Here is a 14,415-nt window from a genome sequence, read left to right as displayed (position 1 = left end):
CACGCCAAGAGCGACAGCGACCTCGCCTGGACCAGCTCCAAGGGCGAAGGCAAGACCGACGAGACGCTGCGCCAGACCCAGATGATCGCCCAGGGCAACATCGCCATCAAAGCGGTGGACGGCCTGAGGATCGACTACAAGCACATCGACCAGAAGTCGGTCAGCCAGGCCATCGATGCGATGGTGCAGGCGGATCCGGGCCTGGCGTGGATCAAGGAAGCCGAAGCGCGCGGGGATGTGGATTGGCGGGCGGTGAAGGAGATTCACGACTCGTACAGCTACAGCCACTCCGGCATGGGCCCGGCCACACAGTTGGCGGTGGCCATCGCGGCGGCGGCCATCGGCGGCTGGGCTGCGGCAGGTGCGCTGAGTAGTGCAGGAGTTGCAGGAGGAACCTTCGCGATGGGTGCGGGGGTTGGCGCGGCGGGCAGCCTCGCCAGTACCACAGCGGTCAACCTGATCAACAACAAGGGCAATATTGGCAAGACGCTGAGCGACAGCCTGACCGGCGACAACCTCAAGCAAGTCGCCATCGCCAGCCTCGTGGGTGGCGCAACGACGGGATACTTTGACCAGTTCCTGGAGACCAAGACCAATCCGGTTACCGGCAAGGTCACAGTGGAACTGAGCACCGTCAGCGGCGCCAGCCGCTTCGCCGCCAACCAGGCCGCGCAGAACATCACCAGCGCCGCTCTCTCCAAGACTCTGGGCCAGGGCGGCAGCTTCGGCGATGCTCTCAAGGACAGCGTCTACAACACCTTTGCCGCTGCCGGCTTCAACGCTATTGGCGACTTTGGCGTGAAGAACGGGCTGAGTTCTGGTGATGCGCAGATGGTGGTGATGCATGCCGTGATGGGCGGCTTGGCTGCGCAAGCGCGGGGCGATAGTTTCGCCGCTGGCGCGGCGGGCGCCGGCCTCAACGAGGCGTTGGTGGCGGGCCTGGACAAGCTGGTCAGCGTCTACTCGCCGGAAACCCGCGACGCCATGCTCACCATGAGTGCGCAACTGGTGGGGCTGATCGGCGCGGTGGCGCAGGACGGCAACGCCAGCGTAAGCCAGCTCGAAACCGGGGCTTGGGCGGCGAAGAACTCGACGCAGTACAACTACCTGCTGCACGAAGAAATCCAGGAGCGCGCTAAGGAAATCAAAGGCTGCGGTGGTAAGGACGACTGCGAGCAAGATGTCATCAAGCGCTACGCCGCCTTGGACAAGGCTCGGAACGACGACTTGCCAGGTCTATGCGAGACGAACCCGAACCAGTGCGTAGCCGTGATGAAGCAACTGGCTGCGGAGCGTGGCCTGAACGAAGCTGCGATAGACAGCCTGCGGTTTGAGAACGTCAACGCGGCGGTTGGCATCTACCTGGCAGCGGAGTCGAACGAAGGGGCCATCGATACTATTCAGCTGGAGCTGTTGCGGAATAAGTATGGTGACGGAGCCGTTGTTGCTGCGCAGCTGCTACAAATGGCGGCAGCTGGTAGTCTGGCTAGGAATGCGAAGGCCGGGACGACTAAAGGAACGGCGAGCGTTCAGAATCTTACTGAACGAGGCACGCTAGTTAATTTGCGTCCGAATGATGTCGCTGTTGCACAGCGGCCAGTAAGAACCCTAGTACAAGATGAGGCTGGCCGTTACTGGTTACAGAGTCCAGCTGGTAATAGAATAACTCCGTCAGGTTCATATGACTTTGTGACAATGCCTGATGGCAGTATTCGAGTATCGAGGCCAAACGTGAACCAAGATTTTTCAACTCACTTAGGATTGAGTGGTGGCGGTGAGGTAAAATATGCTGGCTCGATTCGTTTTGGGAATAATGATGGCCCCAATCGAGGGGTGATAACTCAGTGGAGTAATAACTCAGGTCACTATCAGCCGCCTGCTACTTTAAATGGCAATGCAGGGTTGCCAGTTAATTTGTTTAATCCAAAATAGGTAGCGTTATGGATGAGGGAAAGAGATCTCTTTGTGAACAGCTTGTTGGGATGGACTCCAAGCGAGCTGCTGATTGGCTGATGAGCAAATATCCTATAGATTCTGAGAGTTATGGTGAGGCGATATTATTAATTCCACATCGCTCTTGGAAACGGTCTGATCAGAAGAGATTGGCTCAGTATTATTTTATGAAGTTACCGTTTTCCGGCCCTAGGGGATATGAGGTATTTGCCTCCTTTATGTCTATAAAATTGCTTTTGGAATGTGTTAGAGCGCGACTTCCAATGGCTGAGTCTGACAAGAATTTACTGTTGTATTACTTGGCTCCCGTTTTAAGGAGGTCAGCTAAGAATGATGGCGATCGGCGACTGATTGACGATTTTATTGAGGGGCTGGAATATAAATAGGCAGATACCGCGAAGCCTCATCGCTGCAGCATCCGCAACGCGGTTGGCGACGTCATCAACGAGCGCAGCATCACCTCGGTCGACGCCAGCAACGACGCCCACCGCATCCACAAGGAAATCGCCAACAACGCTGCCCGTATCGAAGCGCGGGGCCGAAAAGGGGACGGGCCGAAAAGGGGACAGATTTATTTTTCTACTCTAAAACTAGGCGCGGAGTCAGGATTAGAGTACGGAAAATAAATCTGTCCCCTTTTTTTCCAAGATCGCGGCCTTCCTCGGCGCTGAGTTTTCGCCAGCAACCTTGAGGGATACTCTGTTCGAGCCTTCGAGCTGGGAAAATGGAGCGGCGCTATTGGTCGACTTACTTTTCCCGACGCCAGGTGGTAAGGCCGCGGCTGTCGACAAGACTGCAGGGAAAATCTCCAAGGAAGCTCTGGAGGCGCTGGAGAAGAAATTTGCGGCGGATGCTGCTGAAAAGGTGGCTAACGGCGTTGTAGGCTTTTCCGAGGAAGCTGCAAAGGCTGCGCTGTCCAATATTGGTCGCGTCGATCACTCTGCGAGGCACTTGATAGATGCAGGTGTAATTACGGCAAGCTCTGGGTCTAAAGCTGCTCGCGAAGCATTTCAAGAAATAGGAGAAACGATCCTGACAAGTCCTGCGAAAACATTTGATCACGTCATGACTCAAGGTGGTCAACGGGTGAAAGGGTTCTATGGGACTATTGATGGAAGTGATGTTGTAATATTTGTTGCAAAAGAAGCTCGTGGAAAAATAGCGGCTGGGGATATTGTGACCGCTATTACACCGTCTCCTCAACAGATGAAGAATTTTGGGTTATGAATACAAAGAGTAGTCTCGGAATTTACTGGCCCATTGCAGATCCATCCAGCGGGAAGTTTTATCAAGATGAGGTCGGCGGGCTAATTTTTTATGGCTACTGGCGGCGAGGGTACTCGAGTTTAATTGCAGATAAACTTTCAGAATTTAAAGCGGTTTGGAATGGGGGGGTTGATATAAATCCTAGGGAGTGGGATGGGGAGAACATGAGCAATATGTCTATTGAGGTTAAGCTTAATGTGTGGCCGGATAAGATTGGCTGGACTTCATGTGTTGAGAAATCGCTTAGATGGTTTGTAGATAGTGGTGCAATTGTTTCTTGGTGTGGAACAGAGATGTCCAGCCCAGAGTTAGATGTCTTTATCCCTGAGGAAAGCTCTGGATCCATATACGCGGCCTACAGCAAAAATGTTGGCCTACTTGTTGGTTCTGGATTGGAGGAAGAGTTTAGAGAACTTGATGAAAAGCAAATTAAAGAGTTTCAATTGGATGTTTATGGTGCGAGATATTGATGATTTTCTTGTCTCTGTATTTCCTTAGGGAAAGATGACGAATTTATTTTTTCTACAAAAAACGAAAAGGGGGCAGATTTATTTTTCTACTCTAAAACTCGGCGCGGAGTTGGGCTTAGAGTACGAAAAATAAATCTGTCCATTTTTGTGTTAAGCTGGCGGAGTTCTAGTGCAGGAAGACTTGCCTGCTGTCGATATATCTTCTATTGCAGCTCGTATGTGGGGAAAACTAACGCACAGAATATAAAGACTATATTCTTCCAAGGTTCCGATGGTTCAGTTATTCGGTTTGGGCGGCTGTCTGGGGACATGTGGTGATGCCGAAATATGCTTGCACGTGCGGTTATGTTATGAATCTTTCTCAAGGCTGGTCAGACTATGAGTTGACTCTAATTCCTGAGTCGACCATAGAGGGCGAAAAGGGGACAGATTTATTTTTCTACTCTAAAGCTGGACGCGGAGTCAGGATTAGAGTGTCGAAAATAAATCTGTCCCCTTTTCTTTTTCTTTTTTCTTTTCTTTTTTAATATTACGGCGTCACGGTGAAATAGTTGCCGTGACCGTCATTGCCGCAATAGTTGGTGGGCACTGGGCGAGTTTCCTGGATGGCTCCGCTGCCGCTGAGGGCGACAAGGTCGACGGAGCACTTGGCGCTGGAGATGATGCTGTCCTTGCGAAACTCGAGGCTCGCCTCGTAATCCTTGCCTGCCTCGGGCACGAACTGAATGGCGGGTGGGTAGCAGTGGCCGTTCTCGACCATGTAGCCGATATCGACCAGTACTGGCTGGTTGGCGGGGATCACGAATTCGTCGTAGCCCAATCGATCAGTCTTCACGGCTTCGGTGTGCGCGGTGGCGGGCATGCCGATTACCTGATTCTGGTAGTCCTCAGCCTTCATGTTCAGCACATCGGAGGTTCGCCAGAGAATGTAGCGCTGCTTGGGGTCGTGGGTGCGCGTGACGATATCGCCCACCAGCCGGCCATTCACCCTGTGATTGAAGTAGGCCTCGCAGGTTTTTCCGGGGACATAGGAGGCGAGCTTTTCGGGCGCGGAGTAGATGCGCAGACGCGCGCTGGTGGCTGGATCGTACTTGGCCGCTTCGGCTTCGTTGTGCAGATTGGTCTTGTTGTAGCTGCAGCCGCTGAGCAGCAGAGCGCCGGCGGCGAGCATGAGCCATTTCATCGAGCAACGTCCTTCCTTGGCGTGATGTGATAGCCAGCGATGATGCAGCGCCAGAGAGCACGGTTCAATGGCAAGGTGCCGCTCTTGAAGGCTGTCCGATGTTTCCATTCGCCGCAGTTCTGTTGGCTCGCCTGCATGGTTGCGGGAGCTTCCCCTGGCTGCGCCTGAATTGGCTGAGTGTGCGAGCGAGTCGGGGTGTCGTGGCAGTTGAGCCTGCCGCTGGCGGCATAGGGCAGGGCCTGCACTCAAGGCAGGTCAGCAGCCACTTCCAGCGGGGTCAGCGGGAAGGTGTCGCCAACCGGCTCTCCCAGCAGGGCCAGGTAGCGCTGGCCCTGGTCTTCCACGGTGACCTTGCGGCCGGCATCCAGGGGCAGGGTCGGGCAGAGAACACGCAGGCCGTTCGCGTCGGGCAGCAGCAGGGCATAGCGTGGCGCGCTCTCCTGCAGCTTGCTGCGCAGGCTGAGGCGGCAGGGGCGCAGCTGCGAGGAGAGCCAGGCGCCGCGCAGTTCATAGCGGTCGCCGCCAAGCAGGCGCAGGCTGTCCACCTGCGCCAGTTGCCAGGAGCCTCCGGGAGAGCGGCGGATGCCAAGCAGTTCGCCAACGGCGGGCGGTGGGGAGTCTTCCCAGTGACCACTGAAGTGCTGCTCCGTGGTGCGGGGTTGTGCCAACGGCAGAGTGGCTGGAAGGCTGGCCTTGAGTGTCGGGCGGCTGAACTCGATATCGCGCGGGTGCGCGACGACCTCATCCAGCCCGCCACGGTTGCCGGCGTGCTGGGACCAGACGTCGCTCACCTGGTGCTGGCGCTCGAAGTGGCGTGCGTCGAGTCGGGTGTCGTCAGCCACGCCCAGGTGCGCCAGCAATTCAGGGAAGCCCCGACAAACCTGCCAGGGTTCGGCGCAGCTTTCCGCTTCGCTCCAGCAGGCGAGCAAGTGGGCATTCAGGTCGAAGCTGGCATCGCCCGTGCTCGCGGCGGCGAAGCGTTTGAGCATGTCCAGTAGTTCGTCGAGCACCAGGGCGAGTCCTTGCTCGCGGTTGGCAGCGCCGGGATCAAGGAAGGGACGGTCGTCCTTTTGTTCGAGTCGCCAGTGGCTACCAGGCCGTTCCGGCTGGATGTGCACGACGGAGGCGAATACCTGGATGGATTCGATCAGCGCCGGCAGGCATTGCGCGGGAACCTCCAGCGGCCGGGAGCCGGCCACCAGCAGGCAGTGCAGGTAGCCGCCGGCGACGGTCTGGCTGTGCAGTTCGAAGGCTTCGCCGTCATCGATGGGCAGGTGCTGGACTTCGAGCTTCAGGGCGCGCCCATACACCTGGTGCAGCAGGCTCCATAGTCCCGGCGGCGCCGGGTGGTGGTTCTGCAGGCAGCTGCAATGGATTTCCTGCAGGCTGCGCACCAGGCGCTGCATCAGCAGGGCGGCGGTCTTGCGCTCGGCTCGGCGGGTGCGCAGCAGGTGCCAGTAGCCGCCGAGCAGCCGTCGGTGCAGGGCGACGATGAGCTTTTCCGCTTTGTCCGCCCGCGCCCGTTCGAGGGTGCCAGCGTGCTCGCCGAAGAGCTCGGTGAGGTGGCGGCTGACGTCGAAGACCTGCGGGCGCAGGCGTTCGAGCTGGCGCAGCAACTGGATGCCGGTCAGCGTCGAGTGGTTCAGTTCGATGGCCGTGCGGTACAGCTCCCGCGTTCGCTGGGCCAGGTAGTCGAGGGCGGTGTCCATGTGTCCCGTGCTTCCGAAGCTCGCCGGAGGTGGCCGACGCTTCGGAGACTGCGGGATTCAGGGCGGTTTGCGATTCAGACGAATCTGAATGATGGAGAGTAATGCGTCACAGGCAGGAAAAAAGGGAGGCCGTCGGGCCTCCCTTCGGGTCTGCGGGAAAGCGTCTCAGAGCACCCGCACGCTGGCGAAAGTGGATTCGCCCTGGGCCTGGCTGAGGGCCGAGATGGCCGAGGAGTTGGGCATGAGGGCGAGGTCCTGCGGGATCGGCATGACCATCACCGGTTGGCCGATTGGCTGGCCCTGGCGCTCGTCGCGCGGCGGGATGCCGAAGTACTCGCGATAGCACTTGGAGAAGTGCGGCGTGGAGACGAAGCCGCAGACCGAGGCGACTTCGATGATCGACATCGACGTCTGCTTGAGCAACTGGCGCGCGCGGATCAGGCGCAGCTTCAGGTAGTAGCGCGACGGTGAGCAGTGCAGGTACTTCTGGAACAGGCGCTCGAGCTGGCGGCGCGAGACGTTGACGTAGACGGCCAGTTCGTCGAGGTCGATGGGCTCCTCGAGGTTGGCTTCCATCAGCGCGACGATTTCCTGCAGCTTGGGCTGGTTGGTGCCGAGCATGTGCTTGAGCGGCACGCGCTGGTGGTCCTGCTCGTTGCGGATGCGCTCGTAGATGAACATCTCGGAGATCGCCGCCGACAGCTCGCGGCCATGCTCGCGGCCGATCAGGTGCAGCATCATGTCCATCGGCGCGGTGCCGCCGGAGGAGGTGAAGCGGTTGCGGTCGATGGAGAACAGGCGGGTGCTCATGGCCACGCGGGGGAAGGCTTCCTGCATGGCCGCCAGGCATTCCCAGTGCACCGAGCAGTCGTAGCCGTCGAGCAGGCCGGCGCGGGCCAGGGCCCAGCTGCCGGTGCACACGGCGCCGAGCTTGCGGCCCAGGCGCGCCTGGGCCTGGAGGAAGGTGGTGTGTTCGCGGGTGACGCTGCGCTGGATACCGACGCCGCCGACCACGATCAGCGTGTCCATCTGCGGGGCGCTGTCGCACGCTGCGTCAGGGGTGATCTGCAGGCCATCGCTGGCCCAGACCTGGCGGCCGTCGAGGCTCAGGGTGTGCCAGCGGTAGAGTTCGCGTCCGGACAGCTGGTTGGCCATGCGTAGCGGTTCCACCGCTGAGGCCAGGGAGATCAGGGTGAAGTTGTCCAGCAGCAGGAAGCCGATGGACTGCGGAGCTCGGTTTTGCGGGGGAACTCCGGGGTTGAACGCATTCATTCAGTCACCTCACGCTAGTCACAGTCGCCTCGCTGGAGGCGTTTCTTATGCTTGTTCTTCTGTTGGGAAATTCGCCCCGGGATCGCCCTGGGCCATTCCTCTGATTGCTCTCTACCCAATAGCAAGGCAAATGCCGTGCCTAGGTTGAATGGGCGTTCAATTAAAAAAGAAAACGGCATGGGAATGCCGCTTTTGCAGGCCCGGATTGCGACGCCTCGAAGGTCGCAAATACGCATGAATCGTGGGCTGGGGTTTTTGGTAGCACTCACCGGTCACGCGACCGGCGGAGCTGTGCCCGGAACGGTAACGCCCTTGTGTCGTCGGGACGGGCGTTGCACTTGCGCCATCAGGGGGCGCGTCGGGTCTGGCGTGGTCGATAGCGGGTCAGCACTCGATGATGCTGACGGCCAATCCGCCGCGCGAGGTTTCCTTGTACTTGTCGTGCATGTCGGCGCCGGTGTTGCGCATGGTGCGGATCACCTGGTCGAGGCTGATGAAGTGCTGGCCGTCACCACGCAGGGCCATCTGTGCGGCGTTGATGGCCTTCACCGCGGCGATGGCGTTGCGCTCGATGCACGGTACCTGGACGAGACCGCCGACCGGGTCGCAGGTCAGCCCGAGGTTGTGCTCCAGGCCGATCTCGGCGGCGTTCTCCACCTGTTCGGGCGAGGCGCCGAGTACTTCGGCGAGGCCCGCGGCAGCCATGGCGCAGGCAGAACCGACTTCGCCCTGGCAGCCGACTTCGGCGCCGGAGATGGAAGCGTTCTTCTTGCACAGGATGCCGACGGCGGCGGCGGCGAGGAAATAGTTGGTGACGTCGTCGTCGCTGGCGTCGGGGTTGAAGCGCATGTAGTAGTGCAGCACCGCCGGGATGATCCCGGCCGCGCCGTTGGTGGGTGCGGTGACCATGCGCCCGCCGGCGGCGTTTTCCTCGTTCACCGCGAGGGCGAAGAGGTTGACCCATTCCATCGCCGAGAGGGTCGAGCCGATGACGTTGGGCTTGCCGATTTCCTGCAGGTTGCGGTGCAGGCGCGCGGCGCGGCGCTGCACGTTGAGGCCGCCAGGGAGGATGCCTTCGTGGCTCAGGCCGTTGTTCACGCAGTCGCGCATGGCCTGCCAGATGACCTTGAGGCCTTCGCGGATGTCGGTTTCGCTGCGCCAAACGCGCTCGTTGGCCATCATCAGCTCGGACACACGCAGGTTGTGGCGACGGCAGAGCATGAGCAGTTCGGCGGCGCTGGCGAAGTCGTAGGGCAGCACGCTGTTGTCGGTGTCGAGGCTGCCGGAGGCGGCCTGTTCCTCGTCGACCACGAAGCCGCCGCCGATGGAGTAGTAGGTGTCGCTGTGCAGCACGTGGTCGCCTTCGATGGCGGTCAGGCGCATGGCGTTGGGGTGGTAGGGCAGGTTCTCTTCGAGCAGGCGCATGTCGCGGATCCAGTCGAAGGGAATCGCCCGGCTGCCGGCCAGCAGCAGTTCGCCGGATTCACGCAGGGCGGCCATGCGCGGTTCGATCTGGCGCGGATCGATACGGTCCGGCCATTCGCCCATCAGGCCCATGATCACCGCGCGGTCGGTGCCGTGGCCGACGCCGGTGGCGGACAGCGAGCCGTACAGGCGCACCTCCACGCGGCTGGTGCGTTCGAGCATCTGCCGTTCGCGCAGGGCGCCGATGAACAGCGCAGCGGCGCGCATGGGGCCGACCGTGTGCGAGCTGGACGGGCCGATACCGATCTTGAACAGGTCGAACACACTGATTGCCATGCCGGACTCCGGGCGAGCTGCGCATCCATGAAGGGGCATCTCTTGAAGGGATGAGTAGGCACGTCCCTGTGCCCGCGATGCCCGGCCATGATCGGCCCAAGTCCGACGCCGGCTGCGTCCATCGGCGACGCGGCCGTATCCAATAACGCCGCTTGTGCACCGCGCCGATGCGGGGCGCCGGGTTGCCTGTTCCGGGGCCGACGAAAGCTTGCCTTTTTACGACGCGAGTGCCGTGAACCACGACCGGTCGATAGGCGTGCGGCAGGTTGCTGTTCCATGATCCGCCACCGACGAACGGCCGCGTTCGCCCGTATCCACCCCCCTTCTCCGCAGTCAGAGGCTGGCCTCATGAAGAGTCTTGTGTCGTCGCTGTTGGCGTTATCCGTGGTACTACCGGGCGCTGCGCGCGCCGTCGAAGCCGAACCCGAGTCCTGCGCCGTGGTGCGCCTCGCCGATGTCGGCTGGACCGACATCACCGTGACCACGGCGGTCACCCGCCTGGTGCTCAGCCACCAGGGCTATCGCACGCAGGTGGTGCGGCTGTCCGTGCCGGACACCTACAAGGCCATGGCGGAGAAGAAGATCGACGTGTTCCTCGGCAACTGGATGCCGAGCATGGCGAACGACATCAAGCCGTTCGCCGACAAGGGCCAGGTGGAAACCGTGGGCGCCAACCTCGAGGGCGCCAAGTACACCCTGGCAGTGCCGCGCTATGCCTACGAGGCGGGCCTGAAGACTTTTGCCGATATCGCAAAATTCAAGGATCAGCTGGGCGGGCGCATCTACGGCATCGAGCCGGGCAACGATGGCAACCAGTTGATCCAGAAGATGATCAAGGAAAAAGCCTTCGGCCTGGGCGACTTCAAACTGGTCGAATCCAGCGAGGCCGACATGCTGGCCTACGTCAAGCGAGCCGGGGCCTTGAAGCAGCCGATCGTGTTCCTGGGCTGGGAGCCGCACCCGATGAATACCCGAATCCAGATGAACTATCTGGCGGGAGGGGATTCCTACTTCGGTCCCGACTATGGCGGAGCAACGGTCTTCACCAACGTCAGGGCAGGCTATCTTCAGGAGTGCCACAATGTGGCGCGCCTGTTGAAGAACCTGAAGTTCGACCTGGCGATGGAGAACCAGTTGATGGATGCGGTGCTCAACGAGCGACGCAATCCGCGCCAGGCCGCCAAGAGTTGGCTTAAGGCCAATCCGCAGGTGCTCGATGGCTGGTTGCAGGGCGTCGCACCGAGTACATCGAACGCGTCGCCAGGGGGCCAGAAAACCGCCGCCATGGAATGATCCTGGCCTCTGCAAGTCGCTGGAACCGGGCCTTTCCACTGGATGCGACATGGCTGGTGCTGAATACGACTTCGCCTGCACTGGATGCGACCCACCCGGTAGGCGACGAAATTTTCCTGCTCCATGATCGTTTACGAAATGACAACAAAAGGGTCCCTCCCGACCCCAACCATAATTCAGACCGCCGCGCCCCACTGTGGGCAGCGCCGGCGCCCCACCCCGCAGAGGAGTACGCTCATGAATGGTTTCAAGTCTTTGCTGCTGGCTGTGTCCATTTGCGCGCCGCTGGCGGTTCAGGCCGCTGAACCTGACTCGTGCGGCACGGTACGTTTCTCCGACGTCGGCTGGACCGACATCACCGTGACCACCGCTACTACCCGACAGGTGCTGGAATCCCTTGGCTACAAGACCAAGGTGACCATGTTGTCCGTGCCGGTGACCTACAAGTCGCTGGCGAACAAGGACCTGGACGTCTTCCTCGGCAACTGGATGCCGAGCATGGCCAACGACATCAAGCCCTACGCCGACAACGGTTCGGTGGAGACGGTGAAAGCCAACCTCGAGGGCGCCAAGTACACCCTGGCCGTCACCCAGGCGGCCTATGACGGCGGCCTGAAGTCCTTCGCCGACATCGCCAAGTTCGCCGACAAGCTCGACAACAAGATCTACGGCATCGAGCCGGGCAACGACGGCAACCGCCTGGTCCAGGGGATGCTCGACAAGAACCAGTTCGGCCTGGGCAAGTTCAAGCTGGTGGAGTCCAGCGAAGCCGGCATGCTCTCGCAGGTCGGGCGCGCCGACCGGCGCAACCAGTGGATCGTGTTCCTGGGCTGGGAACCGCATCCGATGAACACCCGCTTCAAGATGAAGTACCTCGAAGGTGGCGATGACGTGTTCGGCCCCAACTATGGCGGCGCGACCATCTACACCAACGTGCGCAAGGGCTACGCCCAGGAATGTCCGAACGTCGGCAAGCTGCTGACCAACCTGACCTTCACCCTGGATATGGAAAACAAACTCATGGACGCCGTGCTCAACGGGGGCAAGAAACCCGAAGAGGCGGCCAAAGCCTGGTTGAAGGACCATCCGGAACTGCTCGACGCCTGGCTCGCCGGCGTGACCACCCGTGACGGCAAACCGGCCTTGGCGGCAGCCAAGGTGGCATTCGCAAAATAATTGCCGTTGGCCGATTCCCTAAGCTTCTGATGGGCCCGCATTATGTTTCTGACTGACCACAAGCTACCGCTGGGCGAGCATATCGCCGCCTTCGTCGACTGGCTCACGCAACATGGCGCGTCGGTGTTCGACAAGATTTCCGACACCCTCGAGTTCCTCATCCACGGCGTCACCAACAGCCTGCTCTGGTTCAACCCGCTGGCGCTGATCGCGCTGATGGTCTTCCTGGTGTTCTACATCCAGCGCAGCTGGGGCCTGGCCGTATTCGCCCTGGCTTCGCTGCTGCTGATCCTCAACCTGGGGTACTGGCAGGAGACCATGGAGACCCTGGCGCAGGTGATCTTCGCCACAGTGGTGTGTATCGCCATCGGGGTGCCGCTGGGCATCCTGGCGGCGCACAAGCCCTGGTTCTACACCGGGCTCAGGCCCTTGCTGGATTTGATGCAGACGGTGCCAACGTTCGTCTACCTGATCCCCACCCTGACCCTGTTCGGCCTGGGGGTGGTTCCGGGCCTGATCTCCACGGTGATCTTCGCCATCGCCGCGCCCATCCGCCTGACCTGCCTGGGTATCCAGGACGTGCCGGCGGAACTGATGGACGCCGGCAAGGCCTTCGGCTGCTCGCGCTGGCAACTGCTGACGCGCATCGAGCTGCCGCACGCCATGCCGAGCATCGGCGCGGGGATCACCCAATGCATCATGTTGTCGCTGTCGATGGTGGTTATCGCCGCGCTGGTGGGTGCTGACGGCCTCGGCAAGCCGGTGGTCAACGCGCTCAACACCGCGGACATTTCCCTCGGCTTCGAGGCCGGTCTGGCCATCGTCCTGCTCGCCATCCTGCTCGACCGGGTGTGCAAGCAACGTTCGCTGCGGGGGAGGTAAGCACTATGTCGGCGATTCGATTCGAACATGTGGATGTGATATTCGGCACCCACACCAAGGAAGCGCTCAAGCTGCTGGACCAGGGCCTGGGCCGCGAGGAAATCCTCAAGCGCACCGGCCAGGTGCTGGGTGTCGAGGATGCCTGCCTGGACGTCAATCGCGGCGAGATCTGCGTGATGATGGGCCTGTCGGGTTCGGGCAAATCCAGCCTGCTGCGCTGCATCAACGGCCTCAACCGGGTCAGCCGCGGCAAGCTGCTGATCGAGCACGAGGGCCAGCAGGTGGATATCGCCAACTGCTCGCCGGCGACGCTCAAGACCATGCGTACCAAGCGCATCGCCATGGTGTTCCAGAAGTTCGCGCTGATGCCCTGGCTGACCGTGGCCGAGAACATCGGCTTCGGCCTGGAGATGCAGGGCCGCCCGGCCAACGAACGGAAGAAGGTGATCGACGAGAAGCTCGAACTGGTCGGCCTCTCGCAATGGCGTGACAAGCGCCCGGACTCGCTCTCCGGCGGCATGCAGCAGCGCGTCGGCCTGGCCCGCGCGCTGGCGATGGATGGCGACATCCTGCTGATGGACGAACCCTTCTCTGCGCTCGACCCGCTGATTCGCCAGCAATTGCAGGACGAGTTGCTGGTGCTGCAACGCCAGTTGCACAAGACCATCGTCTTCGTCAGCCACGACCTCGACGAGGCGCTGAAGATTGGTACCCGTATTGCGATCATGAAGGACGGACGCATCATCCAGCACGGCAAGCCCGAGGAAATCGTGCTCAGCCCGGCGGATGACTACGTGCGTACCTTCGTCGCCCATACCAACCCGCTCAACGTGCTCTGCGGCTCCAGCCTGATGCGAGGCCTGGACCAGTGCCGCCGCCAGGCCGACGAGGTGTGCTTCGACCAGGGCCGCGATTGCTGGCTGGGCCTGACCGAGTCGAACCAGATCAAGACCGCACGCCAGGGCAGCAACATCATCGACCTGCAGCAATGGCGCCCGGGTGACCCGGTGGAGAAGCTCAAGCACGAGCCGACCCTGGTGGACGTCAACATCCGCATGCGCGACGCACTGCAGATCCGCTACCAGACCGGCCACAAGCTGGTGCTGCAGGAGCAGAGCCGCGTGGTCGGCGTGCTCGGCGACAGCGAGCTGTACCACGCGTTGCTGGGCAAGAACCTGGGCTGATCGTTCGGCCATATGAAAACGCCGGCTCCCTGCGAAGGGGGGCCGGCGTTTTTGTGTGCGCAATTCGCGTGCCTGGGGCTGCGTGTTTGTAGGAGCGAGGGGGACGCACAGTTCTTGCTCGCGAACGGATTACCTGGCGGCCCTGCGGTTGGGCGGTTGGGCGGTTCGCGAGCAAGCTCGCTCCTACAGGGAAACTCCGCTGCCTCAGCGGGCTGTACCACGCGTTGCTGGGCAAGAACCTGGGCTAATCGTTCGGCCATATGAAA

At 60.7% G+C, this 14,415-nt stretch carries 12 protein-coding genes; 8 read left to right on the top strand and 4 right to left on the bottom strand.

The window, feature by feature from the left end; translation table 11 throughout:
- The 4 genes from L6D89_RS32675 to L6D89_RS30085 all read left to right on the top strand — a co-directional run.
- On the top strand, positions 1 to 1,932 hold a 1,932-nt coding region (locus tag L6D89_RS32675), incomplete at its 5' end, for a DUF637 domain-containing protein (protein ID WP_276574852.1).
- Positions 1,933 to 1,940: 8 nt separating this feature from the next.
- A complete protein-coding gene (locus L6D89_RS30095; RefSeq protein ID WP_236202075.1) occupies positions 1,941 to 2,339 on the top strand; it encodes a hypothetical protein in 399 nt (132 codons plus the stop codon).
- Between the two features lie 352 nt (positions 2,340 to 2,691).
- The gene (locus L6D89_RS30090; RefSeq protein ID WP_236202074.1) at positions 2,692 to 3,180 is read left to right on the top strand and encodes a hypothetical protein; all 489 of its coding nucleotides are present in this window, start codon (positions 2,692 to 2,694) and stop codon (positions 3,178 to 3,180) included.
- Positions 3,177 to 3,689, top strand: coding sequence for a hypothetical protein (locus L6D89_RS30085; protein WP_236202073.1), 513 nt, complete (start codon positions 3,177 to 3,179; stop codon positions 3,687 to 3,689). The genes L6D89_RS30090 and L6D89_RS30085 overlap by 4 nt, the downstream gene beginning before the upstream one ends.
- Positions 3,690 to 4,218: 529 nt before the next feature.
- Here the strand turns inward: L6D89_RS30085 and L6D89_RS30080 are convergent.
- The 4 genes from L6D89_RS30080 to L6D89_RS30065 all read right to left on the bottom strand — a co-directional run bounded on the left by L6D89_RS30080 (position 4,219) and on the right by L6D89_RS30065 (position 9,614).
- A complete protein-coding gene (locus L6D89_RS30080; RefSeq protein WP_236202072.1) occupies positions 4,219 to 4,872 on the bottom strand; it encodes a hypothetical protein in 654 nt (217 codons plus the stop codon).
- A 245-nt stretch (positions 4,873 to 5,117) separates the two neighbouring features.
- Complete coding sequence (locus L6D89_RS30075; RefSeq protein WP_236202071.1) at positions 5,118 to 6,581, bottom strand: hypothetical protein; 1,464 nt, start codon at positions 6,579 to 6,581, stop codon at positions 5,118 to 5,120.
- A gap of 165 nt (positions 6,582 to 6,746) precedes the next feature.
- Positions 6,747 to 7,853, bottom strand: coding sequence for a choline metabolism transcriptional regulator GbdR (gene gbdR, locus L6D89_RS30070; RefSeq protein WP_024766695.1), 1,107 nt, complete (start codon positions 7,851 to 7,853; stop codon positions 6,747 to 6,749).
- 384 nt (positions 7,854 to 8,237) lie between these two features.
- Positions 8,238 to 9,614: an L-serine ammonia-lyase gene (locus L6D89_RS30065; RefSeq protein WP_236202070.1), complete on the bottom strand. Its 1,377-nt coding sequence runs from the start codon at positions 9,612 to 9,614 to the stop codon at positions 8,238 to 8,240.
- Positions 9,615 to 9,962: 348 nt separating this feature from the next.
- Between L6D89_RS30065 and L6D89_RS30060 the strand changes: the two genes are divergently transcribed.
- The 4 genes from L6D89_RS30060 (at position 9,963) to choV (ending at position 14,149) form a co-directional block, all read left to right on the top strand.
- Positions 9,963 to 10,907: a choline ABC transporter substrate-binding protein gene (locus L6D89_RS30060; protein ID WP_236202069.1), complete on the top strand. Its 945-nt coding sequence runs from the start codon at positions 9,963 to 9,965 to the stop codon at positions 10,905 to 10,907.
- Between the two features lie 237 nt (positions 10,908 to 11,144).
- A complete protein-coding gene (locus L6D89_RS30055) occupies positions 11,145 to 12,083 on the top strand; it encodes a choline ABC transporter substrate-binding protein (protein WP_054907626.1) in 939 nt (312 codons plus the stop codon).
- Between the two features lie 42 nt (positions 12,084 to 12,125).
- On the top strand, positions 12,126 to 12,965 hold the full coding sequence (gene choW / locus L6D89_RS30050; protein ID WP_038803445.1) for a choline ABC transporter permease subunit: 840 nt from the start codon (positions 12,126 to 12,128) through the stop codon (positions 12,963 to 12,965).
- Between the two features lie 5 nt (positions 12,966 to 12,970).
- Positions 12,971 to 14,149, top strand: coding sequence for a choline ABC transporter ATP-binding protein (gene choV, locus L6D89_RS30045; RefSeq protein ID WP_236173620.1), 1,179 nt, complete (start codon positions 12,971 to 12,973; stop codon positions 14,147 to 14,149).
- The last annotated feature ends 266 nt before the right edge of the window (positions 14,150 to 14,415 follow it).

Origin of the sequence: Pseudomonas pseudonitroreducens (genome assembly GCF_021603645.1) — a bacterium.
GTDB classification, from domain to species: Bacteria; Pseudomonadota; Gammaproteobacteria; order Pseudomonadales; family Pseudomonadaceae; genus Pseudomonas; species Pseudomonas pseudonitroreducens.
Note: the sequence above shows the minus strand (reverse complement) of the source record. Positions and strands in the feature narration are given on the sequence as shown.

Coding starts and splice junctions, on each gene's coding strand:
- L6D89_RS30095 (WP_236202075.1), top strand. CDS start 1,941: ATGGATGAGGGAAAGAGATCTCTTTGTGAACAGCTTGTTGGGATGGAC.
- L6D89_RS30085 (WP_236202073.1), top strand. CDS start 3,177: ATGAATACAAAGAGTAGTCTCGGAATTTACTGGCCCATTGCAGATCCA.
- L6D89_RS30080 (WP_236202072.1), bottom strand. CDS start 4,872: ATGAAATGGCTCATGCTCGCCGCCGGCGCTCTGCTGCTCAGCGGCTGC.
- L6D89_RS30075 (WP_236202071.1), bottom strand. CDS start 6,581: ATGGACACCGCCCTCGACTACCTGGCCCAGCGAACGCGGGAGCTGTAC.
- gbdR (WP_024766695.1), bottom strand. CDS start 7,853: ATGAATGCGTTCAACCCCGGAGTTCCCCCGCAAAACCGAGCTCCGCAG.
- L6D89_RS30065 (WP_236202070.1), bottom strand. CDS start 9,614: ATGGCAATCAGTGTGTTCGACCTGTTCAAGATCGGTATCGGCCCGTCC.
- L6D89_RS30060 (WP_236202069.1), top strand. CDS start 9,963: ATGAAGAGTCTTGTGTCGTCGCTGTTGGCGTTATCCGTGGTACTACCG.
- L6D89_RS30055 (WP_054907626.1), top strand. CDS start 11,145: ATGAATGGTTTCAAGTCTTTGCTGCTGGCTGTGTCCATTTGCGCGCCG.
- choW (WP_038803445.1), top strand. CDS start 12,126: ATGTTTCTGACTGACCACAAGCTACCGCTGGGCGAGCATATCGCCGCC.
- choV (WP_236173620.1), top strand. CDS start 12,971: ATGTCGGCGATTCGATTCGAACATGTGGATGTGATATTCGGCACCCAC.